Origin of the sequence: Streptosporangium sp. DT93 (assembly GCF_049844535.1) — a bacterium.
GTDB lineage: Bacteria > Actinomycetota > Actinomycetes > Streptosporangiales > Streptosporangiaceae > Streptosporangium.
The window spans coordinates 242,029-266,805 of record NZ_JBNCLF010000005.1 but is presented as its reverse complement, the minus strand read 5'-3'; the positions used below and the strand labels follow the sequence as shown (position 1 = coordinate 266,805).

The following is a 24,777-nucleotide window of genomic DNA, read 5'->3' as shown; positions in this document are numbered from 1 at the left end:
CCGGCCCACTCGCCCCGAACCGTCCGGCCCGCTCGCTCACTCCGAATCGTCCGACCCGTTCTCCCCGAACCGTCCGGCACGCTCTCTCCCGGCCACCCCGGCACGTTCTCCCCTGACCGCCCGACACGGAGGAACACATGCATACGAAACGGCTCGTCGTCGCGGCGGCCACGGTCCTCGCCGCCGCCCTGGCCGCCGGGTGTTCCGGCGCCGCCCAGGACCCGGCCGCCCCGGCCGCGCAGAGTCCGCAGGGCTCGGCCCCCGCCGGGCCGGTCAAGCTCACGTACTGGAGCTGGGTCCCCAACATGGACAAGATCGCGGCGGTGTGGAACGCCGCGAACCCCGACGTCCAGGTCACGATCAGCAAGCAGGCCGGGGGCGACGACGCCGCCGCCAAGTTCCTGACCGCCGCCAAGGCCGGCAACCCCCCGGACCTGGTCCAGGCCGAGTACCAGATGCTGCCCTCCTTCGTCGCCGCCGACGCGGTGGCCGACATCGGCGCCGAGGCCGGGGGGTCCAAGGGCGAGTTCGGCGAGGGGATCTGGGGCCTGGTCACGCTCGGCACCGACGCCGTCTACGCCCTCCCCCAGGACAGCGGCCCGATGATGCTCTACTACCGCCGCGACCTGTTCGAGAAGTACGGCATCGAGGTGCCCAAGACCTGGGACGAGTACGCCGAGGCCGCCCGCGCCGTACGGAAGAAGGACCCCAAGGCCTATCTCGGCACCTTCTCCAGCAAGGACCCCGGCTCCTTCGTCGGCCTCGCCCAGCAGGCCGGCGCCCGGTGGTGGTCGATCAGCGGCGAGTCCTGGAAGGTCGCGATCGACGACGAGCCGACGAAGAAGGTCGCCGACTTCTGGGGTGGCCTGGTCAAGGAGGGCGTCGTCGACGACCAGCCCTACTTCACCCCCGAGTGGAACAAGGCGCTCAACGACGGCGGGCTGCTGACCTGGCCGTCGGCCGTGTGGGGTCCCGGCGTGCTCTCCAGCAACGCACCCAAGGGCAAGGGAAAGTGGGCGATCGCCCCGCTGCCGCAGTGGAGCGCCGGCGAGAACGCCAGCGGCTTCTGGGGCGGCTCCTCCACCGCGATCGCCGCCAAGTCCCCCAACCGGGCCGCCGCCGCGAAGTTCGCGACCTGGCTGAACACCGACCCCGAGGCCCTGGCCCTGCTGGTCAAGGAGGGGGCCGTCTACCCGGCCGCCACCAAGGGCGGCACCCTGCTCGGCGAGGCCCCGGAGTACTTCTCGAACCAGCCCGACTTCTGGCAGCAGGCCGCCGCGATCTCCGCCACCGCGCGCGGGTTCACCTTCGGGCCCAACGTCAACGTGACGTACAACGCCTTCAAGGACGCCTTCGACAAGGCCCTCCAGGACGGGTCGGTCTTCTCCGACGCCGTCGGGAAGATGCAGGAGGCGACGGTCGCCGACATGCAGAAGTCCGGATTCCAGATCGCCCCATGACACGTCCGCACGGCGGCGCCCGCACCGCGAGCGCCGTCCCCTACCTCTTCCTCGCCCCCGCCCTGGCGCTGTTCACGCTCTTCATGGCCGTCCCCGTCGCCTACACCGCCTACCTGAGCCTGCGCCGCACCAAGGTGTCCGGGCTGGGCCTGGGCAAGGGGTCGCGCCGCGAGGTCTACGCGGGTCTCGACAACTACACCGCGACCCTGCGCGACGGCGAGCTGTGGGCGGGCTGGCTGCGCGTGCTGGGCTACGGCCTGCTGGTGCTCGCCGTCATGCTCGGCCTGGCCCTGCTGTTCGCGCTGCTGCTGGACTCCGCGCACGTGCGCCTGGCCCGCTTCTCCAGGATCTCCGTCTTCCTGCCGTACGCGGTGCCGGGCGTGGCGGCCACCCTGATCTGGGGCTTTCTGTACCTGCCGAGCCTCAGCCCGATCCGCCAGGTGCTCGACGTCGACCTGCTCGGCACCGGAGCGGTGGTCTTCTCCATGGCCAACGTGGCGGTCTGGGGCGGCGTCGGCTTCAACATGCTGGTGCTCTACACCGCGCTGCGGGCCGTGCCCAGGAGCTACTACGAGGCCGCCAGGATGGACGGGGCGAGCGAGCTGCAGGTGGCGCTCCGGATCAAGATCCCGATCCTGCTGCCCGCGATCATCCTGACCACGGTGTTCTCCATCATCGCCACCGTCCAGGTGTTCACCGAGCCGACCACCCTGCGGCCCCTGACGAACACGATCAGCTCGACCTGGAGCCCGCTCATGAAGGTCTACCGCGACGCCTTCGTCACCGGCGACCTCTACTCGGCCGCCGCCACCTCGATCGTCATCGCGGCGATCTCCCTCGTCCTGTCGTTCGGCTTCCTGCGCCTGGTCCGGGACCGCGCCTTCGGAGGGGAGGGCTGATGGCCGCGACCACCCTGCCCGAGAGGCCCGGGAGGCCCGGGCGGCCGGGAAGGGCGGCCGCACCCCACCGCGCCGCCCCGCCCGGGCGACGGCCGGTCGGCATCGTCCCGACCGCGATCCTGCTGCTGGGCGCGCTGTACTGCCTGCTGCCGGTCGGCTGGGTGCTGGTGGCCGCCACCAAGTCCAAGGCGGAGCTGTTCTCCACCCCGACCTTCGCGCCCGGCACCGGCCTGCTGTCCAACCTCGCCGACCTGGCCGCCTACCGCGACGGCGTGTTCTGGCTGTGGATGCTCAACACGCTGCTGTACGCCGGAGGCGGCGCCCTGCTGTCCACCGCCGTCTCCGCGGTCTCCGGCTACGCCCTGGCCAAGTACCGCTTCCCCGGCCGGAACGTCATCTTCAACCTGCTGCTCGGCGGTGTCCTGGTGCCGTCGGTGGTGCTGGCCATCCCGCAGTACCTGCTGTTCGCCCGGGTCGGGCTCGCCGACACCTACTGGTCGGTCCTGCTGCCGCAGATCCTGAGCCCGTACGGCATCTATCTCGCGCGCGTCTACGCGGGGGCGGCCGTCCCGGACGTCCTGCTGGAGGCGGGACGCATCGACGGCGCCGGGCACCTGCTGCTGCTGCGGCGGGTGGCCCTGCCGCTGATGCTGCCGGGCATGGTGACCGTCTTCCTGTTCCAGTTCGTCGCGATCTGGAACAACTTCCTGCTGCCGTTCATCATGCTGGGCGACGACCAGCGGTTCCCGCTGACCGTGGGCCTCTACACGCTGCTGGCCGCCGGGGCCAACCAGCCCTCGCTGTACAACCTGATCCTCACCGGCACCCTGCTGTCGATCATCCCGCTGATCGCGCTCTTCCTGACCATGCAACGCTACTGGCGGACCGACCTGGCCGGCGGGGCCGTGAAAGCCTGACGACCGAGGCGCCCGGCGGTCGGCGGACCGCCTGGCGAGGGGACAATGACACCATGGCGAAGCGTCCGACCATTCACGACGTCGCGGCGGTGGCGGGGGTCTCCCGGGGAACGGTCTCCCGGGTCCTCAACGACGACCGCTACGTCAGCCCGGCCTCGCACGCCGCCGTCAGGCGGGCCATCGCCGAGACCGGGTACATCGTCAACCGCGCCGCCCGCAGCCTGGTCACCCAGCGGACCGGCTCGGTGGTGATGGTCCTGTCGGAACCGCAGGAGAGACTGTTCGAGGACCCCACCTACAGCGTGCTGCTGCGCACCGCCACCCGGCGGCTCGCCGAGCGGGACGTGTCGCTGGTGATGATGATCGCCGGGAACGACGGCGACCGCGACCGGGTGGTCCGCTACGTGCGCGGCGGCCACGCCGACGGGGTGTTCCTGGTCTCCCCCCACGCCGGCGACAAGCTGGTGGACGCGCTGGTGGACATCTCGGTGCCCGCCGTCGCCCAGGGCGCCGTCATCGGGCGGGAGAGCGTGATCCCGTACGCGGCGGCCGACGACCGCGAGGGTGCCCGGCAGATGACCCGCTACCTGGTCGAGCGGGGCCGCAGGCGGATCGCCACCATCACCGGCCCGCTCGACACCCCCGGCGGCGCGCTGCGGCTGGAGGGCTTCGGCGACGTCCTGGGGCGGAAGGCGAGCAGGAGGCTCATCGAGCACGGCGACTACACCCAGCTCGGCGGGGAGCGCGCCATGGCCCGCCTGCTGGAACGTGCGCCCGACCTCGACGCGGTGTTCGTCGCCTCCGACCTGATGGCCGCGGGCGCGCTGTCGGCGCTGCGCGCCGCCGGGCGGCGGGTGCCCGAGGACGTCGCGGTGGGCGGCTTCGACGACTCGGCGGTGGCGCTCTCCACCCACCCGCCGCTCACCACGATCAGGCAGCCCCTGGAGCGGGTCGCCGAGGAGACCGTCCGCCTGCTGCTGGCCCTGATCGACGGCGCCGAGCGGGTGGAGCCGGTGATACTGCCCACCGACCTGATCGTCCGCGAGTCGACCTGACCCGCGGACGGGCCCGGCCGCCCGGTACGGAGGCCGAGCCTGTCAGGTTGCGGGCGAGTTCGGCAGGTTGCGGGCGAGTTCGGCAGGAACCCCCGTCAGGCGGGTCCGTCTGACGGGTCCGGCGAGCGGCTCCGTCGGACGGCTCCGGCGGAACGGTTCAGCGGGTGGGCGAGGAGCCGTTGACGGTCAGCACGTGCTCGGTCTCGATGGCCGGGAAGGTGCCGGTGTCGACGATCCCGTGCTCGTGGAAGGCCGCCTCCAGCAGCGCGTGAGCCTTGGGCTCCAGCTTCCACAGTGCCCGGTACTCGCGGGCGCTGGCCAGCGAGACCCCGGTCTCGTGCGCGATGTCGGTGGCCCGGGGCACGAACCTCCGCTCGATCTGCTTGTCCCAGTACTCCCGGGCGGCCCGCAGCAGGGCCGCGCGCTGCGCGGTGTCGACGACCGGCGGCGGGACGTCCAGCACCTGGAACTCGTCCTCGTCGTCGTCGACCGCCGAACGCGCTCCCGCCGGTCCGGCGGCCACGGCGGCGCGCGCCCCCGGCTGCCCGGCCTCCGGGCTCCACGGCACGGGCGGCTTCAGGTCGATCAGCGCGGAGGTGTTGTAGAGGGCGCCGATCTGGGAGAGCAGGGCCTCCTGGCGCGCGGAGTCGACCGCCAGCCCGGTATGCTCCACCGCCCGGTCCATGGCACGGTCCAGCTTGGTCAGGGCAGAGCGCATCTTCCGCTCGGACGCCCCGGAGGCGCGCAGCGCGCGGGCACGCTTGGCGGCCAGCGCGACCCGGGTCAGCCTGCGGTGCGCGTCGACCTCGCTCGCCGTACGGTCGCTGACCTCGGCCAGCCCGACGCGGACCAGCGCCCGCTCCGGGGTGATCCTCCAGTTGATGCGGGCACGGCCGGTGATGCGGTGGCGTTCGATCGCCATGCCGCGCTCCCACAGCCACGCCGCCACCAGGGGCGCCGCGAGACGGAAGACGGCCTCGGCGACGCTGCGGGCGTCCATGCTCGACAGCACCGCGGTCAGTCCGGTCAGCGCCCACACGGCGACGCCGTCGATGCCGGCCGAGAAGTTCTCCCGCATGTTGCGGCGGGCCCGGACCGCGCTGGTGATGACGGCGACCTCGATGAAGGCGAAGAGCAGCAGCCGCAGCGGGCCGTCGAAGCCGAGCACGTCCCCGGAGAAGCGCCACATGCCCTGCGCGGAGACGCCGGTCGCGATGCTGGCGGCGACGATGGTGAGGATGTCCTCCGCGGGGCGGGGCGCGACGTGCCGGTGGTAGAAGCGGACCGCCGCGCGCTGGACGGCGCGGAACACGAAGTACGCCGCGACCAGGAGAAGGAGCGCGAACACTCCGGCGATGGCCGTCAGGACCGGCTGGGCCGAGGCGAAGGCGGTGATGTCATCGATGGGGGGCATCTGTCACTGTCCGTCATTCTGATGTCCGACAGGATATCCGGCGATCATTCCAGAATTTCGGCCTCTTGTTCGCGAAACAGGTGCCTACCGGCGTGACAGAAGCGACCACAGTTGCGACGGCACCGAGTCAGGGACGGCGCTGAGTCAGAGGGCGGCACCGAGCCGGAGAGCGGCACCGAGTCAGAGGGCGGCACCGAGCCAGGGATGGTGGCACCCGCCCCGGCCCGACCGGACCTGCGGGCACCGGTCGCCCACCCCCGCCCTGCCGGTTCCGCGACCTCCCGGCGGGTGCGGACGTCCATCGGCCTCCCGGCTGCGCCTCGGTGCCTACCAGGCCACTTTGTCGTGATTGGACCAGGAAGCGGACACGCCCCCCTCCTAGGGTCGAGATATGAACGCCAGCCCCGCCGCGGCCGTCCCGCGCACCCGTACGCCCCTGGAGATCGACCGCGCCCGCACGCCGGAGCTGATGGAGGCCGTGCGCGCGTACGCCGTGCGCATCCTGGGCGGCCTGGACGACCGGCCGGCCGCGCGGGCGCCGGTGCGACCTTCCCCCGAACCCCTTCCCGAGGCCGGGATCGGCCTGGAGGAGGCGATGGGGGTGTTCGCGGCGCGCTGGGAGCCGGGCTTCGCGTCCGGTCCCGGCCCGCGCTACCTGGGGTTCGTCACGGGCGGCGCGACACCCGCGGCGCTGGCGGGCGACTGGCTGACCGGCACGCTCGACCAGAACCCCACCTCGGGGCTGGACTCCCTCGCCCCGGACCTGGAACGGGAGACGGTCACCTGGCTGCGCGATCTCTTCGGCCTGCCGCCGGAGCACCGGGGGACGTTCGTCAGCGGCGCGACCATGTCCAACCTGGCGGGCCTGGCGATCGCCAGGGAGTGGCTGGGCGAGCGGCGCGGCGTGTCGGTCGCCGAGGAGGGCGTGGTCGCGCTCGGGCCGGTGACGGTGCTGTCGGGAAGCCCGCACTCCAGCATCGCCAAGGCGCTGTCCGTGCTCGGGCTGGGGCGCTCGGCGATCCGGCACGTCGGCCTCCTGCCGGGACGGGAGGCGGTGGACGTCGGCCTGCTCGCCCGGGAGCTGGAGCGCCTCGACGGCACCCCGGCGATCGTGGTCGCCAACGCCGGAACGGTCAACACCGTCGACTTCGACGACCTGCGCGCGATCGCCGCCCTGCGCGAGCGGTACCCGTTCTGGCTGCACGTGGACGCCGCGTTCGGGGCCTTCGCCGCGCTGTCGGCCGGACACGCCCACCTGGTCGCGGGCCTGGGCGAGGCCGACTCGGTCTGCGTGGACCTGCACAAGTGGCTGAACGTGCCCTACGACAGCGCGGTCCAGTTCACCCGCCGCCGCGACCTGCAGACCCGCGTCTTCCAGAACGCGGCCGCCTACCTCGGCCCGCTGGGCGAGGACCCCGAGCCCGACTTCGTGCACCTGACCCCGGAGAACTCCCGCCGCCTGCGCGCCCTGCCGGCCTGGTTCACGCTGGCCGCGTACGGGCGCGAGGGGCACGCGGGGATCGTCCGCGACTGCGTCACCCTCGCCACCGACCTCGGTGAGCGGATCGCCGCGATGCCCGCCTACCGCCTGCTGGCGCCGGTACGGCTCAACGTGGTCTGCTTCACCCTCACCGGCTCCCCCTCCCCCGCCCGGATCGCGGAGGTGGCCCGCGCGATCACCGAATCGGGCGAGGCGTTCCTGACGACGACCGTCCTGGACGGGGTGCCCGCCCTGCGCGCCGCGTTCAGCAACTGGCGCACCACCGGGGCCGACGTGGAACGGATCGCGAAGACCCTCCAGGAGATCGCCTCTCGTCCGTGAGCCGCCCGTCCTCGGCCGAACGGCTCCGGCTCGTGGGTGTCCGCCTCCCGTCATGATCCCTTTTCCCGCAGAGCCTCGGACCACGGTGAAAGACGGACCCACGCTTCCGGCCTTCGCTCAACTGAGCAACCCGAAGACGGTGTGAGGAGCCTCGTCGATCTCTCCGATCTCGGCGGGGTTCAGGCGACCGGCGAAGTCACCCAGACGGTGCGGTGCGACGGCAACGGCCTGCTCGACCATGACCCGGCTCTGTTTGCCGAGCAGCTCGACCTCGGGGCGGAAGGGCGCCGGGGGTGCGCTGGCCGAGGTCGGCGCGACGAGAACGGTGGAGAGGTGGGAAAGGAAATCCGACTGGAGGATCACGGCGTAGCGCTCGCCTCGTTGCTCGTGGGCCACCGCGTCACGAGGAGCGCGCAGCCGGTACACGTCACCACGCACGCAGGTGCTCCGTGTCCTTCATGATCGCTTCAGCTTCGGCCTTGTCGGCGGGATCCTTCGCCAGCCGCTCGGCCGCGATCCGCGCCTCCTCCATCCGATGGAGTCGCTGGGCGATGACAAGGGCTTCGCGAACCGCTTCGTTCGCGGAACGGCCGTCAGCGGTCAGCTCGTTCAGAGCCTTCTCCGCTCTGGCGTCGAGGTCGACAGTCAACATGGCCATATCCTCACTGTACGACGAGGCGTCGCGCAGGCCTTCGACCGAATTCCGTGAGCACCAGAACACCCTGTGTGACGGGTGGTCGGCGAAAGAGACCCTGCGGAGCGCCCGACCGGTCAGCGCCGCCCGGATTGCGGGCTTCCGGTCATTTCATCTCACCGCGCTCGCGCAGGATCGCGACGCCGTCGCCGTCGAGGTCGTCGCAGTACGCCATCCGCCCGGTCATGGCCATCATGAGCGCCAGGGTGGCGCCGGACACGAGCGGACCGGAGCCGGTCGCGAAGGGGCCGTCGTCGGCGGCGAGCCGCAGGCCGCTGATCCGTCCCTTGGCGAGGACGACGAAGTCGCTGCCCCGGTAGTACTCGGCCAGGCGGGTGAGGGTCCCGATGGGGTAGTCGCGGCGGATGCCCAGCGGCCGCCGGATGTCCTCCGCGTGCAGGACCGTCTCACCCAGCATCGCCACGACCGGGATGGGGGGCTTGGTCGTGCTCGTGACGACGCGGCGGAACCTGTCGTGCGTCTCGGCCCCGGTCGCGCCCAGCTCCTCGGCGAGCCGCATGGCGTTCTGCCTGTCGAAGTCGAACCGGCAGCGGATCACGCCCGCCATCCACCGCAGCGGGGTGAGGCTCGCCCCCGAGGTGAGGTGCGCCAGCACCTCGCGCACGGTCAGCCCGGTGCACAGGGACGGCGTCGCCCACCGCTCGTCGGCCAGATCCGCCAGGTCGGCCGCCAGGGCCTCCCGCTCGGCGTGGACCAGCGGCCAGAGGCCGGACGCGCGGCGGGAGTCCGGCTCCGGTTCCGGGGCGGTCATGTCGGACGGTGTCCTGTCGTGGGTCACGAGGGTCCTCTCGGCGGTCGGTGAGAACGGTCATGGACAGGACTCCCTCCGCGAGGCGGAATCGTCGCCCGCGAGCTGTTTTTCTACGGGTGACCGCGCGCGGAGGCGACCGGGCGGACGATGAACGTATACACCGTCCCCGATGCCGTCCGGCAGAGCCCGTGACGACGGGAACGACCGGCGAACGGTTACCGGGCGTGGCAGCATGAGCACCGGGCGTCCTACGCGTCGATCATGCCTGGGGGTGCGAGGATGGGCGTTATGAGCATTGACCGCCGGGGCGAAGTGTTGGAAGAACTGGCGCGAGCGGTATGCCAGGTGGAGGTTCCCGGCCCGTCATCGATCAGGAAGGTGTCCGTCGAGCCCTACCTGGACGCGGACGGGGAGTCGGCGCTCAAAGCCCTGATCGTTGTGGAGGGAGCGGGCGAAGGCGGCTGGCCCGCTGATCTGACGCACACGCTTCGCAGGCAGGTGAACCGGCTCGCGGCCGAGAAGAACCTGAGCGAACACGTGTACGTCACGCTCTTCACCGAGCAGGAGTTCAAGGATCGGGAGAGCACCGACGAGATGGCGGAAAGCGACAACACGATCGACATCGACCGGGCTCTCGGTGAAGACCGGCAGGACGGTCGATGAGGCGAGATTTCAAGGCCGAGGACCATCTCCATCTCGCCGACACGCTCGCCGGCCGCACCGCGGGACGCGGCCGCCCTCGTACGGCTTATCTCCGGCGCGCGACGTCCACCGCGTACTACGCGCTCTTCTACGAGCTTGTGCAGCACGGTGCACGACGGGCGACCAGAAGCGGGCCGGTGGAGCATCAGCAGGCCATCGGCCGGTGGTACGCCCACGGCAACTTCAAGAAGGCGGCCCGGTGGGTGGAGGAGATCGCGTCCAACCGCACGCCTCCCACCGTGGTGAGGCTTCTCCTGATCGATCCCGTCACGGGAACGGTTCCGCCGGACCTCGACGTCCTGGCCAGTGCCTTCGGCGAGCTCCAGGAGGCCCGGCACGGAGCCGACTACGACCCTTCGTTCGATGCCACACGTTCCGGAGCGCTCGGCCATGTCAACACCGCCCGAGCGGGAATCGACGCGATCCGGCGGATGGACAAGGTGAACCTGCATCAGTTCGACATGTTCCTGCTCCTCGCCCTCGGCGGCGACAAGATGATCCGAAACAGTTGACCCTCATCCCGCCCTCCCCGGAGATACATCGTGTCCGGATCGTCCTGCCCGGGCCCTGTCGCGCCGGGAGCAGGGCGGCAGGATGACGTCGCGCGTCGCCGCGCTGAGGTTCTCCGGCCGCCCGTGTGCCCCGCGTACGGGGGCGGCGCCCGGGTTCAGGCGTCGCGGCGCCTGAGCAGGTGGGCGGCCAGTGCCAGCAGCGCGGCGGTCCACAGCGCGAGGACCGCGATCCCCGCCCAGGGGGAAAGGGAGGCCAGGGGCGCCGGGGACGCTGCCTGCTGGGCGTCGCCGACGAGGATCGCCTGGCCCGCCACGGTGGGGAAGAAGGAGTAGACGGCCCTGCCCACCTCGCCGGGCAGCATGACGAGGAGGTTGGGCACCACCAGCACCAGGGCCAGGACGCAGGTGATCGCCGCGGCGGTGTGCCGCAGCAGCGTGCCGACGGCGAGCGCGAACAGGGCCTGCAGGGCCAGGTAGAGGCCGGCGCCCGTCACCGCGCGCAGCACCTCGGGGTCGGCGAGGGAGACGTCCACCCGCTCACCGAGGATCGCGGCCCCGATCAGGAACGACGGCAGGACGATCAGCTCGGTGACCACGAAGACCAGCAGGCCGAGGACGGCGGCCTTGGCGGCGAGCATCGGGGTACGGCCCGGCACGGCCAGCAGGCTCGACCGGATCGACCCGGTGGAGTACTCGCCGGCGATCACCATCACGCCGAGGACGCAGACCGCGAGCCGGCCGGAGGAGACGCCGGGCTGGACGAGCAGCGTGAGCGGGTCGCCCACCATCTGCCACTTCCGGGCCGCCGACGCGGTCGCCCAGTTCATCACCGTGATCGCGGCCATCAGCACGGTGAAGCCGACGGTGAGCACGATCATGACGATCAGCGACCAGACGGTGGACCTGACGGAGCGGATCTTCGCCCACTCCGAGGCCATCAGGTGGCCGAACCCGGCGCGCGCGCCGGTCCCGGTGGAACCGGTGAACTCGCCGGACCGGCCTGCGGCGTCGGACGTGGTGGAACGCGTGGACCGGCCGGGGCCCTCGGACGTGGTGGAACCGGTGGACCCGCCGGGGCCGTCGGGTGTGGTGGACGGGGTCGTCGTGGTCATGCCCTGCTCCTGTCGCCGTCGGCGTACTCGACGCTGTCCCTGGTGAGTTCCATGAAGGCGTCCTCCAGCGAGGCGTGCCTGGGGGTGAGTTCGTGCAGGACGATCCCGGCGTCCAGGGCCAGCTCGCTGATCCGCGCGGACTCCATGCGGGCCACCGAGAGCGCCCCGTCCTCGCCGACGGTCACGTCGCCGCCCGCGGCGGCGACCAGCGCGCCGAGCCGCCCGGCGTCGGGGGTACGGACCAGCACCGACCTCCTGGGGTCGCGCCTGAGGAGCTCGTCCATGCCGCAGTCGGCGATGACCCTGCCCCGGCCGATCACGATCACGTGGTCGGCGGTGACGGCCATCTCGTTCATCAGGTGGCTGGAGACGAAGACGGTGCGGCCCTCGGCGGCCATCTTCCTCATGAGTTCCCTGATCCAGACGACCCCCTCGGGGTCGAGGCCGTTGACCGGCTCGTCCAGGACGAGGACCCCGGGGTCGCCGAGCAGGGCGGCGGCGACGCCGAGCCGCTGTCCCATGCCCAGGGAGAACCCGCCCGCCCGCCTGCGCGCCACCTGGCCGAGCCCGACGATCTCCAGGACCTCCTGGACCCGGGTGCGCGGCAGGGCCTGCGACCTGGCGAGATGCAGCAGGTGGTCGTAGGCGCTGCGGCCGGGGTGGACGGCCTTGGCGTCGAGGAGAGCACCGACGGCGCGCAGGGGCGCGGCCAGTTCGCGGTAGGGGCGGCCGGAGATGGTCGCCCGGCCGGAGTCGGGGTGGTCCAGGCCGAGGATCAGCCGCATGGTCGTGGACTTGCCCGCCCCGTTGGGTCCGAGGAAACCGGTGACCCGGCCCGCCCGGACGCTGAAGGACAGGTCCTCGACCACGGCCCGGCCCCCGTACCGTTTGGTCAGTTCTTGGGTTTCGATCACCCTGTCAACGATCGTCCGGCCGGTCGTACGGCACCACCGGGAGCGCCGCCGGGATGCCTTCGGGTTATCCCCCCGTTCCCGGGCCGGGCGCTCGGACCGCGTGCTCCGGGCACCGGTTCCGGCCACGCGCTCCGGGCTTCGGCGCCGGGTACGCGCCCCCGCCGTCGGCTCGAACCACGGATGGCCCGGTCACCGCGCCGACGGGTCCATGCTGGGCCACCGCGCCGGTGGCTCCGCGACCTGCCGGACGGGCGGGCCGCGGAACCGCGCGGCGGATTCCCGTCAGGTCGGTTCCGGATGGTGGTGATCCGGCCGGTCGATGACGACGTCGTCGCGCGGGCCGCCGTAGACGGGGTTCCTGTCGTGGCGCTCTTCGGTGACGAGTAGGCGGATGACCCCCTTCGCGTTCTCCTCCGCCTCCCAGACGATCCAGTCGTCGCCGACGGGCTTCTCCTTCGTGCGCTCCTCGCCGAATCCCCCGGGGTTCCCGGGCGGGACGGAAATGATCAGAAAGACGACCGTCCTGCCACGCCTCCTGAGTTCCGGCAGGACCTCGCCGACGGTCTTCTCGTCCACGCGGAACCCCTCCAGCGAGCGGCCCTTCAGGGTCGCCGTCCGGAACTCCGCCCTGGTGTTCTGCTCGGGCTCGGGAACGGGGTCGCAGGGCGCCACCGGCCCCTCCATGAGGTAGGTGCTGGTGCTGCTTCCCTCTCCGGCCGGAGGGGCGCTGATGGTCCAGACGAAGGTCTGCCCCGCCTTGAACAGCGTGGTGTCGATCCGCATCTGCCAGCCCCGTCCACCACCGGGAATGTTCTCCGGCACGCCGTACAGACCGGGAGGAATGTCCCTCACGTGCGTGCCGCGCGGTTCGCGGCACCTCCGCCCCCAGGGAACGTAGTCCACGACGGCGGGGACGTCGAGGTCGCGCAGCCGCCTCTCCAGCCCCGGAGCGTCATGGAAGTCGCGGACCTGAATGGTCACCGTCCCGTCGGCGGCCCTGGTGACGGCCCAGGAACTCGACCCTGCGGAACCGTTCCCCAGCAGGCTCGGGCCCACCACCGCGCCCGCGGCGAGCACGACCGAGGCCGCCAGTCCCAGGGCGGTCCGCCGGAGGGCACGCCCGCGGGTCCCCGGCGCCGTGCCCGGCTCCTGCGCGACGATCGCGGCCAGCAACGCCCGCGCCTCCGCGTCGGACGGGTCGCCTCCCGGCTTTCCGGGCTCGACCCGGGCCAGCGCCCTCGTCGTCGCGTCGATCTCGCCGGTGTCGCTCACAGCGACCTCTCCTTCTGGATCAGCCGGCTCTCCGGCGTGAAACGAACACCCGCCTCGGTGAGCGCGCGGGAGAAGCGCCTGCGGGCGCGGTGGAGCTTGACGCGTACGGCGTTGCGCGACAGGCCCAGCACCGTGGCGATCTCCTGGCGTTCCAGGCCCTCCCAGGCGACCAGCGACAGCAGCTCGCGGTCGTCGTCGGGCAGGGCCCGGAAGATCTGGGCGATCTCCATGAGTTCGCCCCCGCTGTCCGGGGAGTCCTCGTAGAGGCCGGCCATCCTGGCGTCGAGTCCGACGTTGCGGGCCCTGTGGCGGGCCTCGCTGCGACGGTGGTTGGCCAGCACCCTGCGCGCCACCCCGTACAGCCACAGCGTGGCCTCCTCCCCCGGTGGCAGCTCGTCCATCCGCCGCCAGGCGACGGTGAAGGTCTCCGCCACCACGTCCGCGGCGTCCTGCGGCGAGTCACAGCGGCGCGCGGCGTACGCGGTGATCCGGCCGTACGTCTGCCGGTAGACGGCCTCGAACCTGGCTGGCCGTTCGTCATCCACGGGCGGTTTCCCCTGTCACTGCGAAATACGGACAACCTCCTTATGTACGGAGCGAACCCATCATTACGAGGCGGGCCTGAATAATTTCCGCGTGCCGCGAGCACGTCCGGGAGCGCGCCTGTCTCGCGCTCCCGGAGCGACCGGCCGCAGCGGAAGTGCGTGCCGAGGCCCGCCGGGCAGCGGCCCGCGCTCAGGAGACCCTGTTGCGGAGCGGGACGTCACGGATGAGCGGCCAGGTCAGTGCCAGGCCGAGCAGGAGACAGACCAGGCCGGCGCCCAGGGCCGTCGGGACGCTCACCGCGAGGTCGAAGTCCAGCGCGGAGGTGAGGAACGGCAGCCTCAGGTTGCCGCCGATGGCCGACTCCCCCAGCACGATCAGCGCGATGCCGAACGGCAGGGAGATCGCCCCGGCGGCCTGCCAGCGGTAGAAGGCCGCCGCCATAAGCACTCCGGCGGACATCCAGGCCAGGCCCTGGACGAGGTACTCGGCGAAGACCAGCGGCACCTGCGTCGGCGAGGAGAACAGGTGAACGCCCGTCAGCGTCTGCGGCCGGCCGAGCAGGTTGTACAGGAGCGCCTCCAGCAGGTACCCCAGGGTGATCAGGGCGGAGAACGCGGGCGCGTACAGCGCGACGGTCACCGCGGCCTGCGCGCCGAACTGCCTGCGGGTCTGCCCGTGCGCGATGTAGAGCGGGAGGAACTCCTTGATCAGGGAGACGCCGACGAACAGGGCGAGCCAGCGGGGGATCTGCGTGGCGACCTCCCACCCGCTGATCCTGAGCGTTCCGAACATCGCCACGCCGATCGTGATCAGGGCGACCAGCACGTAGAACCCCGCCCACATGAAGGCGGTGTAGATCAGGGGGGCGCCCAGAAGGCGGCTCGGGAATCTCATCGGACCTCTCCGGCGGGCTCGGCGGGGACGGGGGTGGCGGGGGTGGCGGGGTCGGGGCCGGGGTCGGTGAGGTGGACGAACAGGTCCTGCATGGCGATCGGGCCGAGCTCCAGCCCGGACTCGCGGGCGTTCGCGCGCGAGGCGGCGTCGAGATCCCCGTAGACCATGGCGACCTTGGTCGGGCCCAGGGTGCTGGTGTTCAGCACCGTGAGACCGGCGGTGAAGGCGTCGACCCGGGCGACCGGCCCGGTGACCGAGGTGCCGCGCGCGAGCATGGTCTCGCTCTTCTCGTGCAGCAGCAGCCTGCCCTGCTTGATGATCAGGACCTCCTCGAACAGCGAGCCGACCTCCTCGATCAGGTGGGTGGAGAGGATGATCGTGCGCGGGTGCTCCATGTAGTCGGCGAGCAGGGCGTCGTAGAAGGCGTAGCGGGAGGGGGCGTCCATCCCGATGTAGGACTCGTCGAACATGGTCAGCGGCGCACGCGCGGCCAGCCCCACCACCACTCCCAGCGCCGACCGCTGCCCCTTGGACATGGCCTTGACGTTCGCGCTCCGCTTCAGCCTGAACGTGTCCATCAGCGTGCGGGCGTACTTCTCGTCCCAGTTCGGGCGGAGCCACTGGGCGAAGTCGAGTGCGTCCGCGGCGGTGCCGATGTCGACCGTCTCGCCCGCGTCACGGATCAGGCAGATGTCACGGGTGACGTCCGCGTTCTCGAACACCGGGCGGCCACCGATCCGCACCGTGCCGCCCGACTCCTTGCGGAAGGCGGCCAGCACCGACAGCAGGCTGGTCTTGCCCGACCCGTTGCGCCCCAGGAGCCCGTAGATCTTGCCGCCGTCGAGGGAGAAGGTGACGTCGTCGACGGCCCTGACGGTTCCGTAGTTCACTCGCAGGCCGTCGGCCACGATGTTCATGCGTGCTCCTCGAGCTCGTTGATCTTCTTGACGATGTCGGTGAGGGGGATGCCGATCACCTTCGCCTCGGCCACCATCGGTGCGACCACCTCGGCGAAGAAGCTCTCCCGCCGCTGAGTCCTGAGCGCCTCCCGGGCGTCCGGACTGACGAACATGCCGATGCCTCGTTTCTTGTAGAGAACGCCCTCGTCGACCAGCTGCTGGAACGCCTTGGCCGCCGTGGCGGGATTGATCCGGTAGAAGGCGGCGTACCGGTTGGTCGACATGACCTGGTCGTCGCCGCCCAACGCGCCGTTCAGCACCTCGGTCTTGATGCGATCGGCGATCTGCCGATAGATCGGGCTCTGATCATCGAACATGAACACCCGCTTAGCTGGTTCATTACTCTTGTAATGAACCATAGGAGCGAAGAGCCCGTCCGTCAACATCACTTCACGACCTGCCAGGTGAGGGCGGGCCAGAACGGGTCAGGGCGGGTCAGGGCACCGGTCCTCCCGGAAAGCGCGAGGGAAGAGGACGTGCCCGCGGCAGGACGTGCGGAAATGGAGGGGGTCGCCGCAGGTGGAGATCTCTCCGGCCGGGTGCACGCCCCCGTGATCTACGGAGACTTTGCGGGCCACCCCCCGGCGCGGTCCCGTCGGCGGGCGAGACCGCGACAAGAACCGGTGGCCGAGCGTCACCGGCCGTCCCTCTCCGCTACCGGCCGGTCATCCCCCTCCCCCGAGGCTTTGGGGTCCGATGGCCGACTCCGGCGGGCCCTCGCGCCTACCGTGGAGACAGGTCCCGCGCCGTGCTCGCGTCACCCTCGATGCCGTACGGCGCTCCGTCGGCCCGGGCCAGCGGCCCGGGGCACCACCGATTCGACATGGGGTGGTCCGCCATGACCAGACTCAGCAACGTTCTCGCGGCCGGGATGATGACGGCCTCCGCCCTCGTCGCACCCGTCACCCTGCCGGCCACGCCCACCGTCGCGGGCACCGTGGCCGTGGCCGGCTCCTCCACATCGGCCTCCGCCCAGAAGCCGTGCAGCAGGAAGAAGAACCCCGCCAAGTGCCGCGCCAAGCGCGGCCAGGACGGCGGCAGTGGCGGCGGCGGTGGCCGTCGCGGCACAGGACCCGGGAGCGGTACGGGAACCGGCACGGGCACCGGCGCCATCGGCGACGGCATCACTCCCGGCCGCGGTCCCGCCGGGGGGATCAACAACTGACGGAGGCCGGGGTCCGGCCGGCCCGGCCGGACCCGCCACGTCCCCGCGAGCCACCGCACCCTCGAGCCCCGACGCCGCTCACGCGAAGGCACGTACCGAAAAGACGACACAATGCCTATTTCATGTCAAAATACACAATAAGCTGTAAAGTATGTTAAAGGCGAAAACCTTAGATAAGGAGACTGTCACACACGCCGACAAATGGTTTCTATCGGGAATTCGAGGCCTTACCGAATAACGCTCGGAAGAGTCTGCGGGCGACTTTTCTCCTTACACGCCTTTTTCCGGAAACACGCAATGCATCCGGCTACCGTGTGAGGCTCGTGTCCTTCTTCCGGCACGGAACCGCTCGTTCTCCCGGAGAGCCCATGCATCCCCCCGATGTCCCGAACGACCCGGCCGGCCAGCCCCGTCGTTCCCCACCCCCCATGAAGAACTCCACCCGCTACCTGTGCGCGGGCGCCTATCTCGACGACCACTTCCGCGACCGCGTGCTGCGCGAGGTTCTCGACGATCCCTACCGGGCGGTCCCGCCCTCGCACGGTGGGTTCGACCTGCTTCCGGTGGTGTTGCACTGCCTTCGGGCGGAACGCCTGCTGATGGTCCGCAACATGGTCGTCTCCGCCCTGCTGGTGGCCGCCTACCTGCTGTCCTCGTTCTTCGGCGGCCTCGTGCTGAGCCTGTCACTGCTGGCGGCCCTGTTCACCCTCCCCCGGATCCGTGCGCTGCCACTGGGGCGGCGCGTGCTGTCCGTGCTCGTCCTCTACATCCTCATCTCCGTGCCGCTGGCCCTGGTGGTCGCCGCCGCGGCGGTCTTCCGGTTCCTCCTGTCCTACTACGATTCCGCTTCCAGCCTCGACGACGCGGTCGCATCGATGGCCGGCGATTCCTGGCTGTCCCTGCTGTTGCTCCTCTGCGCCTTCGCCGTCGCCCTGGGGTACTGGGTGGCGTGGCACTTCACGCTGCGCGTCATGCTCAAACCCGGTGCCACCGTCGGCAGGATCGAAGACGCACCCCAGTACGCCGACCGGCTGGCCTACGTCGACCGGGCGCAGTGGGGCAACATCACGCTCTACGGGAACGAGTACCCCTTCATCGGCGCGGGTGACGTACACCGGTCGTGGTCGATCGTGGTGGAACTGGACAGGCTCAAAGGGGAGAAGGGCCATCCGAGCCGGGGAACACGCCCCCGCGCCGACCTCGACCCGGTCGGCCTGCACGCGTTCGTGAGAACACGGTTGCTGGAGATGCGCGACGCCGTCGAGTTCCCCGGCGAGCGCGTCGAACGGCTGCACATCAGCGACCAGCTCGCCGCCCGCGGAGTCTTCACCCGCACCGAGTGGCCGAACGCCACCGGCCCTCGCAGCTGGAAGGAGCAGGGCCACCCGCTCATCGACCCCGGCACCGGGCTGCCGCGCTTCAGCGCGGACCAGGAGACGGTGGACACGGTCATCAGGAACCCCCAGGGCGGGATCCGGCACTACCAGCGGGTCACGGTGACCGCCGAGGCCCCGGAGATCCGCGACGGCGACCTCCAGCTCGCGCCCGCCGAGGACCAGGAGGTGGTCGTCTCGGCCTTCATCCACCTGGCCGTGGAGGGACGGATGCTCTACACCCAGTGCGTGGTGACCGTGCTCCCGCCGGTGAGGGACGACTTCCAGATCGACCGCCTCTTCTCCCTCGGCGACACCGCGCTGGTCGCGGCGGCGTTCAAGCACGCCGGGCTGAAGCTGGTGGCCGACGTGATGTTCGCTCCCGTCCGGCTGGTCCGGTCGATCTACCAGGCCACGCGGCGCAACCGCGCCTCGACCAATCCCGCGAGCTTCCTGCTCTATCCGTTCGGCACCCGGCTCAGCGTGCGGGAACTCGGCGCCGCGCACCGCAACGACCGGTTCATGCAGCGGCTCGACGCCGTCAAGTACTCCAGGATCATCGAGCAGCGCCTGACCGAGGCCGTCGTCGACTACCTGGACGCGCTCGGTGTCGAGACCAGCGGCTACCGGCAGCAGGCCACATCCCTGATCAACCAGGGCATCAACATCAGCGGCGGCACCTTCAACGCGCCGATCGCCATGGGGGACGGCGCGTCGGCCACCCAGCATCGACAAGGAGACGGCACGTGAACGTTCCCAACCAGGGCATCAACATCAGCGGCGGCACCGTCAACGGGCCGATGGCGGTGGGTACGGGGTCGCGAGCCGTGCAGAACATCGGCGCGCCGATCATCGGCACGGACCGCGATCAGGCCGACGAACTGCTCGCGTCGATCCGGGAACTGGTGCGGCGGCACGACGACGTGCTCGGCGACGCCGACACGATCCTGCGCGACACCGACACGATCGAGGCTCAGGTCCACTCCGCGACACCGGACCGGGCCGTCCTGTCCGAGACCCTCAACCGGCTGACCGCGCGCGTGGCGGCGGTGACCGGGCTGGTCGAGGCGGTCACCGCCCTGAGCGGGCTGATCCTCGGCGGCTAGCGGCCGGACGCCCGCCTCGGCGCGGCCTTTCGGTCGTACGCGGCGGCGATCCGATTCCGGCCGCCCAGGAAGGCCGTCCTGGCGCCGCCGACCTGGGCGGAGCACCTCTTCCGCGCCTGAAGTCCGGGACCCGTCCGGCCGCGCAACCGCGACGGGCCCGGACCAGGAGAGGAAGGTCCCGGCCGTGGAAGTCGCCGTCGCGCGGCCCGGCTGCTCCGGGTCCTGGCACGGCGAAATCGCCATCTCGCCGGGCACCCGTGCGGGTGCCCGGCGAGATGGTGGCCGGAAGGAGCACCGCGCGCCCCGGTATGGCGCGGAGCCACGATCCGGCCCGTCCGTCACGAAGCCGTCGTCCGGTCCGTCAGCGAAGCAGGGGAGAACCGGCCTCGTGGGCGTCGACCAGTCGCTTGGGCGCCGTCAGGCACCAGGCCTCGGTGACGAGCTCCAGCAGTTCGTCCGCGTCGATCCTCTTCAGGTGCACGACGACCCAGCCGAACTGGCCCGCCGTGAACTGGACCTCGAACACCTCGGGCCGCTCCGCGACCAGCGCGACCTGCTCCTGGATCGTCGCCTTGAGCCCGACCGTCTCGGTCTTCTCCCACAGGTAGCCGAAACCCTTGTCGTGCACCTTCAGGGAGACCCACTCGCCGCCGTCGCTCTGCACGACCTCGGGGAGCGTGTTCAGCATCTCCAGGAACTCACCGACACTCACAGCCATGGCCAACTTCTACCAGGATGCCCCGACATTTTCCGTCGCCCGCCCGATCACCACCCGGACACGGCGACGACGACGTGGACGCGTTCCTTCCGTGACGTGCACGTACCTTCACTGAAAACCCGCAGGAATCGATTCGACCACGAATCGAGAGGGCTTGGTCCGACGCGCCGGGGTTCTCGCCCATGACCGCGATCGTGTCCTCCACGCCTGGCCGTACGCTCACTCCGCCGGGACGGGCCGTGTGGTGCGGGTCAAGGACCGGTGTCCGTCCGGGGTGGCAGGTGCTCAGCGGTCCGGGCGCTGGAGACGCCGAATCCGGAGACGCAGTTCACGTTCGCGCTTCAGGAGCCGCTGCTGACGACGTATTTCCGCTTCCTCGGCGGCCTCCTCGTCCCAGCGCGTCCAGGTCCTTCGGACCTCGTGCAGGACGACGCGGGAGACACCCATGAGACCGATCGCGACGGCCATGGGCACGGTCATGTGGCCGGAGAGGAGCAGCACGAACCCGACGACGAACCCGACGACGAAACACATCCAGAACACGGTCTTGGCGGCTGTTTCTATCACGCCGACGCGTTTTTCGAACAGCGACATCCGTTACTCCGATACTCATGGGCGGAACGGCCGTTGTTCATGGTCGAGGCGCAAAACAGCGATGCCGCATTCATACGCGAGTCCTCCTGTCCGCCTGAGCAGGTTATGTGTTTCTTTCTTTATCGCACTGCCATGACGAGAATTCCTGCGCCTAGAACGCCTTCCCGGCGGTTGGTCGGCGACAGGTTCGGCAATCCAGGTCAGGGCGGCCCATGACAGCCGCCGGTATGACCACGGATTCCACGATGCCGATCGAAAGAAATGTTTACTTTTTCCAATTCAGAAGGAAATGCCATGGATGAGGTGACGCCTCTCGATCCCGGCTCTCCCCGCGCGCGGTTCGGTGCCGAGATGCGTCGGCTGCGGGAGGCCGCACAGCTCTCGCAATCCTCCGTGGCTGCCCGGCTGGGGTGTACGCAGACGCAGGTCAGTCGCCTGGAGGGCGCCAGCCGCACACCGTCGAAGTCCGACGCCGAGAGGCTGGACCGGCTGTTCAAGACGGCTGGTGGCAACGCCTTCACCCGTCTTCGGGAACGCATTCTCGCCCAGCCGGGCGGCCCGATCTGGTTCCAGAGCTGGGTCGAGGAGATCGAACCGACCGCCCTCGTCCTGCGCTCCTGGGACCCCCTCCTCATCCCTGGCCTTCTCCAGACAGAGGCCTATGCTCGACACATCTTCAGCCAGGAGCCTCAGACGACCTCGGAGGAGATTGAGACAAGAGTCCAAAACCGGATACAGCGGCAGCAAATCCTTGATCGGGACACTCCCTTCTCGCTCCTCATACTTATCGATGCAGGCGTGCTACGCCGTAAGGTCGGCGAAGCCAAGGTGATGTACGAACAACTCGGACATTTACTGGAGATCACCCAAAGGACGACCGTATCCGTCCAAATTGTCAGCCCGGAATGCCTTACCGGCCTGATGGGCGCATTCATGATCGCAGAGCTTCCCAATGAACAGCCAGACGCCGTCCACTTGGACTCATCAGACGCAGGACATGTCACGACTGATCGTAAATCTGTGACCGCAATTTGGAAGCGCTATGAGATGATCCGACTCTGGGCCTATCCTGAGCACATGTCCCTCAGGATGATCGAGGATGTGAGGCAGGAATGGACCTGAGCGCTGCGGTATGGCGCAAGTCATCGCGCTCTGGCGGGAATGGTGGCCAGTGCATCGAGGTAGCCGCCAACCTGCCCGGAGTTGTCGCCGTTCGCGATAGCAAGAATCCCAACGGTCCCAAGCTGCTCTTCACCCCCACCGAATGGAAGTCCTTCATCGGCGGCGTAAGACCTGCAAGTTCGACTCTCTGACCTGACCTTTCACTTCTTTGATTCGCCGGGTACCACGCCTCCGGGTGCGATTCGTTGGCCGGGACGTTCGATCTGACAGTGGTCGTCCGTCCCGGTCGCAGGCGATGAGAGGACGTCGGAGAAGAGCACCATAGGGGTGAACAGGCCGTCGTCGAGCAAGGAGCCGTTCCTCCGCCGCTGGTTTCGAGGCTCTCGTAACCGGTGAGCCGCGCGCTCGGACGGCGCCCCCCAATCACAGGGGAGAGCGAGACTGAACCCTTCCGGAACACGGCTGCCAGGCAGGCGGAGGCCGGATCACAGGTTCCCGTTCCTGTAGCGCGAACGGGAACAGGCCGTGCCCGCTCAGGGCATCCGCGACGAGCGGCGGCATCCGGCCTGCGCATCCGCGATCACACCGACGGACGAGGACGGCGTCACCCACCGCCGGGACCGCCGGCGGGAGCCGTGCGCTCCTCATGCCGTGGAACCCTTTACGTGTCGCACAACGGTCCGGCGAGCCCCTTCCTCGGCCGGTGAGGGGTCACGACCAGGCGTTCCCCTCGGGACCATGCGATGTCATCTCGCAGCGGGGTGCGAGGAGGACGGGACCGGGCGAGCCGAAGAAGATTTCGTATATCCCGCCGATCTTGGGCATCTCCGGCCTGCGGCCGGGTAGGGGGCCCGCCTCCGGCGACACCGAAGAACCGGATCCGGGGGGTTCCGGGTGGGTGGGCAGGGGGTTCCAGGCGCGCCGGGCAGGGGTGAACACCCCGGCGGGCGGTCGTTCGGTACCCGCTGAGACGCCGGGTCGGCGGGGCCGGACGTGCGGGTGACCTGTCGTGGACGGGGAGCCCGAGCACGGGCAAGGAGAGGGGGCGTATTAAGCGAATTCGACGTACTCGGCGTTGCCGACTTTCACATGGCTGAGGCCGGTGGACCGGACGAAAGCGCACCACGGGGAACTCTGGACGAACGCACACCACCGGGCAATCCGGGCAAACGCGTATCACGGGGAACTTTAAGACCACTTTTGGAGAAAAGTAAAGCAAATCATGCTGACATATGCCGAGAAAATACCAAGGTTAGGTCTTGTTACCAGACAGAAGTGGTGTTCTGATGCAACGCGTACATGACACGCGGCGGCAGTTAGGAAGATCCATGCGAGGGTGGCCGGGAAGGACGAGGGCGGTGGCGGCCTGCGTGGCCGTCACGCTGGCGGCGGGGCTGCTGTCCGGCTGCGGCGCCCAGGACGAAAGCGCTCCGGACAACCGGATCACGGTCTGGAGCCTGGAGAACCTCACCCCGCGCATGGAGGTGACCAAGAAGATCGTCGCGGCGTTCCAGCAGGAGACCGGTGTCCAGGTCGAGCTGGTCGGGATCGACGAGGGCCAGCTCCCCCAGCTGATCATGTCCGCCGCCGCCGCGGGGACCCTGCCCGACGTCATCGGCAGCGTCCCGCTCGCCCCGGTCTGGCAGATGTACACCAACGGCCTGCTCGACACCGCCGCCGCGGGCCGGATCGTCGAGGGGCTCGGCGCGGGGACCTTCAACCGCAACGCGCTGGAGCTGACCGGCGACAAGGCGAACCGGCTCAGCGTCCCCAGCGACGCCTGGATGCAGATCCTCGTCTACCGCAAGGACCTGTTCGACAAGGCCGGGCTCGCCGTCCCCGACTCCTACGACGCCATGCTCACAGCGGCCAAGGCCCTGCACTCCGGTACGACCACCGGGATGTCGCTCGCCACCGACCCGAGCGACGTCTTCACCCAGCAGAGCTTCGAGGACCTGGCGCTCGCCAACGACTGCCGCCTCGTCGGCGCCGACGGCCGTATCGGCCTGGACACCCCGCAGTGTGTGCAGGCCTTCACCGCCTACGACCAGCTCGCCGCCGACTACGGCGCGCCCGGCACCCAGAGCGTGGACTCCACCCGCGCCACCTACTTCGCGGGCCGCTCGGCGATGATCGTCTGGTCCACGTTCCTGCTGGACGAGCTGGCCGGCCTGCGCGCCGACGCCCTGCCCAGCTGCGAGCAGTGCGGCGCCGACGCGCAGTTCCTGTCCGCCAACAGCGGGATCGTCACCGCCCTGAAGGGCTCGGCCGGCGCTCAGCCCGCGCAGTTCGGGGAGATCTCCTCCTGGGTGGTCACCCGGACCGCCGAGACCGCGGCCGCGGAGAAGTTCGTCTCGTACATGATGAGCGGAGGGTACGAGGACTGGTTCGGCATGGCCGCCGAGGGCAAGATCCCGGTCCGCAACGGCACCGCCGAGGAGCCGGAGAGGTACCGCAAGGCCTGGCGGGCCAGCGACATCGGCGTCGACACCAAGAAGCCCATGGAGTCGGTCTTCCCTGCCGAGCTCCTCGACGCGCTCGCCGCGGGCGTCAGCGACATGAAGCGGTGGGGCATCACCGAGGGCCAGGGCGCGCTGGTCGGCGCGACCATCGGCGAGCTGCCCATCCCCAAGGCGGTCGGCGCCATGACCTCCGGCCAGATCTCCCCCGGCGAGGCCGCCACGGAGGCCGCCGAGGAAGTCAGGGCCCTGCAGAAGTCCCTCCAGTGAGCCGTCCCCGGCCCTGTCCCCCTAGG

The 24,777-nt window shown here is 70.1% G+C and carries 26 protein-coding genes; 13 read left to right on the top strand and 13 right to left on the bottom strand.

Going from position 1 to position 24,777, the window contains the following annotated elements; genetic code table 11:
* Positions 1 to 137: 137 nt before the first annotated feature.
* From ACLQ2R_RS13890 to ACLQ2R_RS13875, 4 genes are read left to right on the top strand one after another with little or no spacing between them, the layout of a single operon-like run.
* Positions 138 to 1,460, top strand: coding sequence for an ABC transporter substrate-binding protein (locus ACLQ2R_RS13890; RefSeq protein WP_425959884.1), 1,323 nt, complete (start codon positions 138 to 140; stop codon positions 1,458 to 1,460).
* Positions 1,457 to 2,359: a carbohydrate ABC transporter permease gene (locus ACLQ2R_RS13885; RefSeq protein ID WP_386246020.1), complete on the top strand. Its 903-nt coding sequence runs from the start codon at positions 1,457 to 1,459 to the stop codon at positions 2,357 to 2,359. The genes ACLQ2R_RS13890 and ACLQ2R_RS13885 overlap by 4 nt, the downstream gene beginning before the upstream one ends.
* Positions 2,359 to 3,276, top strand: coding sequence for a carbohydrate ABC transporter permease (locus ACLQ2R_RS13880; protein WP_425959883.1), 918 nt, complete (start codon positions 2,359 to 2,361; stop codon positions 3,274 to 3,276). Before ACLQ2R_RS13885 ends, ACLQ2R_RS13880 begins: the two co-directional genes overlap by 1 nt.
* 53 nt (positions 3,277 to 3,329) lie before the next feature.
* A complete protein-coding gene (locus ACLQ2R_RS13875; protein ID WP_425959882.1) occupies positions 3,330 to 4,331 on the top strand; it encodes a LacI family DNA-binding transcriptional regulator in 1,002 nt (333 codons plus the stop codon).
* Positions 4,332 to 4,488: 157 nt separating this feature from the next.
* On the opposite strand, the gene ACLQ2R_RS13870 is transcribed toward ACLQ2R_RS13875, so the two are convergent.
* Complete coding sequence (locus ACLQ2R_RS13870; protein WP_425959881.1) at positions 4,489 to 5,745, bottom strand: hypothetical protein; 1,257 nt, start codon at positions 5,743 to 5,745, stop codon at positions 4,489 to 4,491.
* A 391-nt stretch (positions 5,746 to 6,136) separates the two neighbouring features.
* Between ACLQ2R_RS13870 and ACLQ2R_RS13865 the strand changes: the two genes are divergently transcribed.
* The gene (locus ACLQ2R_RS13865) at positions 6,137 to 7,567 is read left to right on the top strand and encodes a pyridoxal phosphate-dependent decarboxylase family protein (protein WP_425959880.1); all 1,431 of its coding nucleotides are present in this window, start codon (positions 6,137 to 6,139) and stop codon (positions 7,565 to 7,567) included.
* A 117-nt stretch (positions 7,568 to 7,684) separates the two neighbouring features.
* Here the strand turns inward: ACLQ2R_RS13865 and ACLQ2R_RS13860 are convergent, their stop codons facing one another.
* The 3 genes from ACLQ2R_RS13860 to ACLQ2R_RS13850 form a co-directional block, all read right to left on the bottom strand.
* Positions 7,685 to 8,005, bottom strand: a complete 321-nt coding sequence (locus ACLQ2R_RS13860) for a type II toxin-antitoxin system PemK/MazF family toxin (protein WP_425959879.1) — start codon at positions 8,003 to 8,005, stop codon at positions 7,685 to 7,687.
* Entirely contained in the window at positions 7,995 to 8,219 is a 225-nt protein-coding gene (locus ACLQ2R_RS13855; protein ID WP_425959878.1) for a hypothetical protein, read from the bottom strand. Before ACLQ2R_RS13855 ends, ACLQ2R_RS13860 begins: the two co-directional genes overlap by 11 nt.
* A gap of 148 nt (positions 8,220 to 8,367) precedes the next feature.
* Positions 8,368 to 9,033 (bottom strand): maleylpyruvate isomerase family mycothiol-dependent enzyme, encoded by a 666-nt coding sequence (locus ACLQ2R_RS13850; RefSeq protein ID WP_425960046.1) that lies wholly within the window; start codon positions 9,031 to 9,033, stop codon positions 8,368 to 8,370.
* Between the two features lie 288 nt (positions 9,034 to 9,321).
* Here ACLQ2R_RS13850 and ACLQ2R_RS13845 point away from each other — a divergent pair, with 288 nt between their 5' ends.
* Positions 9,322 to 9,696 (top strand): hypothetical protein, encoded by a 375-nt coding sequence (locus ACLQ2R_RS13845; protein ID WP_425959877.1) that lies wholly within the window; start codon positions 9,322 to 9,324, stop codon positions 9,694 to 9,696.
* Positions 9,693 to 10,247: a hypothetical protein gene (locus tag ACLQ2R_RS13840; RefSeq protein ID WP_425959876.1), complete on the top strand. Its 555-nt coding sequence runs from the start codon at positions 9,693 to 9,695 to the stop codon at positions 10,245 to 10,247. Before ACLQ2R_RS13845 ends, ACLQ2R_RS13840 begins: the two co-directional genes overlap by 4 nt.
* A gap of 155 nt (positions 10,248 to 10,402) precedes the next feature.
* Here ACLQ2R_RS13840 and ACLQ2R_RS13835 read toward each other — a convergent pair whose 3' ends face one another.
* The 7 genes from ACLQ2R_RS13835 to ACLQ2R_RS13805 form a co-directional block, all read right to left on the bottom strand.
* Positions 10,403 to 11,359 carry an ABC transporter permease subunit gene (locus ACLQ2R_RS13835; protein WP_425959875.1) on the bottom strand — a complete coding sequence of 319 codons (957 nt, stop codon included), beginning with the start codon at positions 11,357 to 11,359 and terminating at the stop codon, positions 10,403 to 10,405.
* Positions 11,356 to 12,273, bottom strand: coding sequence for an ATP-binding cassette domain-containing protein (locus ACLQ2R_RS13830; protein ID WP_425959874.1), 918 nt, complete (start codon positions 12,271 to 12,273; stop codon positions 11,356 to 11,358). Before ACLQ2R_RS13830 ends, ACLQ2R_RS13835 begins: the two co-directional genes overlap by 4 nt.
* A gap of 282 nt (positions 12,274 to 12,555) precedes the next feature.
* On the bottom strand, positions 12,556 to 13,545 hold the full coding sequence (locus ACLQ2R_RS13825) for a hypothetical protein (protein ID WP_425959873.1): 990 nt from the start codon (positions 13,543 to 13,545) through the stop codon (positions 12,556 to 12,558).
* Entirely contained in the window at positions 13,542 to 14,090 is a 549-nt protein-coding gene (locus tag ACLQ2R_RS13820) for an RNA polymerase sigma factor (protein ID WP_425959872.1), read from the bottom strand. The genes ACLQ2R_RS13825 and ACLQ2R_RS13820 overlap by 4 nt, the downstream gene beginning before the upstream one ends.
* Before the next feature lie 190 nt (positions 14,091 to 14,280).
* On the bottom strand, positions 14,281 to 14,985 hold the full coding sequence (locus ACLQ2R_RS13815) for a hypothetical protein (RefSeq protein ID WP_425959871.1): 705 nt from the start codon (positions 14,983 to 14,985) through the stop codon (positions 14,281 to 14,283).
* Positions 14,982 to 15,902 (bottom strand): ATP-binding cassette domain-containing protein, encoded by a 921-nt coding sequence (locus tag ACLQ2R_RS13810; RefSeq protein WP_425959870.1) that lies wholly within the window; start codon positions 15,900 to 15,902, stop codon positions 14,982 to 14,984. The genes ACLQ2R_RS13815 and ACLQ2R_RS13810 overlap by 4 nt, the downstream gene beginning before the upstream one ends.
* Positions 15,899 to 16,261, bottom strand: coding sequence for a GntR family transcriptional regulator (locus tag ACLQ2R_RS13805; RefSeq protein ID WP_425959869.1), 363 nt, complete (start codon positions 16,259 to 16,261; stop codon positions 15,899 to 15,901). The genes ACLQ2R_RS13810 and ACLQ2R_RS13805 overlap by 4 nt, the downstream gene beginning before the upstream one ends.
* 521 nt (positions 16,262 to 16,782) lie before the next feature.
* Here ACLQ2R_RS13805 and ACLQ2R_RS13800 point away from each other — a divergent pair.
* The 3 genes from ACLQ2R_RS13800 to ACLQ2R_RS13790 all read left to right on the top strand — a co-directional run bounded on the left by ACLQ2R_RS13800 (position 16,783) and on the right by ACLQ2R_RS13790 (position 19,588).
* On the top strand, positions 16,783 to 17,109 hold the full coding sequence (locus ACLQ2R_RS13800) for a hypothetical protein (protein ID WP_425959868.1): 327 nt from the start codon (positions 16,783 to 16,785) through the stop codon (positions 17,107 to 17,109).
* 428 nt (positions 17,110 to 17,537) lie between these two features.
* Complete coding sequence (locus ACLQ2R_RS13795) at positions 17,538 to 19,232, top strand: hypothetical protein (protein WP_425959867.1); 1,695 nt, start codon at positions 17,538 to 17,540, stop codon at positions 19,230 to 19,232.
* Positions 19,229 to 19,588, top strand: a complete 360-nt coding sequence (locus ACLQ2R_RS13790) for a hypothetical protein (protein ID WP_425959866.1) — start codon at positions 19,229 to 19,231, stop codon at positions 19,586 to 19,588. The genes ACLQ2R_RS13795 and ACLQ2R_RS13790 overlap by 4 nt, the downstream gene beginning before the upstream one ends.
* 361 nt (positions 19,589 to 19,949) lie before the next feature.
* On the opposite strand, the gene ACLQ2R_RS13785 is transcribed toward ACLQ2R_RS13790, so the two are convergent.
* Together ACLQ2R_RS13785 and ACLQ2R_RS13780 are read right to left on the bottom strand one after the other, a co-directional pair.
* Complete coding sequence (locus ACLQ2R_RS13785) at positions 19,950 to 20,306, bottom strand: MmcQ/YjbR family DNA-binding protein (protein WP_425959865.1); 357 nt, start codon at positions 20,304 to 20,306, stop codon at positions 19,950 to 19,952.
* A 285-nt stretch (positions 20,307 to 20,591) separates the two neighbouring features.
* Positions 20,592 to 20,900: a hypothetical protein gene (locus tag ACLQ2R_RS13780; RefSeq protein ID WP_425959864.1), complete on the bottom strand. Its 309-nt coding sequence runs from the start codon at positions 20,898 to 20,900 to the stop codon at positions 20,592 to 20,594.
* 294 nt (positions 20,901 to 21,194) lie between these two features.
* Here ACLQ2R_RS13780 and ACLQ2R_RS13775 point away from each other — a divergent pair, with 294 nt between their 5' ends.
* From ACLQ2R_RS13775 to ACLQ2R_RS13765, 3 genes are all read left to right on the top strand, one after another.
* Entirely contained in the window at positions 21,195 to 22,022 is an 828-nt protein-coding gene (locus ACLQ2R_RS13775; RefSeq protein ID WP_425959863.1) for a helix-turn-helix domain-containing protein, read from the top strand.
* Complete coding sequence (locus ACLQ2R_RS13770; RefSeq protein ID WP_425959862.1) at positions 22,013 to 22,213, top strand: DUF397 domain-containing protein; 201 nt, start codon at positions 22,013 to 22,015, stop codon at positions 22,211 to 22,213. The genes ACLQ2R_RS13775 and ACLQ2R_RS13770 overlap by 10 nt, the downstream gene beginning before the upstream one ends.
* A gap of 1,137 nt (positions 22,214 to 23,350) precedes the next feature.
* Entirely contained in the window at positions 23,351 to 24,751 is a 1,401-nt protein-coding gene (locus ACLQ2R_RS13765) for an ABC transporter substrate-binding protein (RefSeq protein WP_425959861.1), read from the top strand.
* Positions 24,752 to 24,777: the final 26 nt, after the last annotated feature.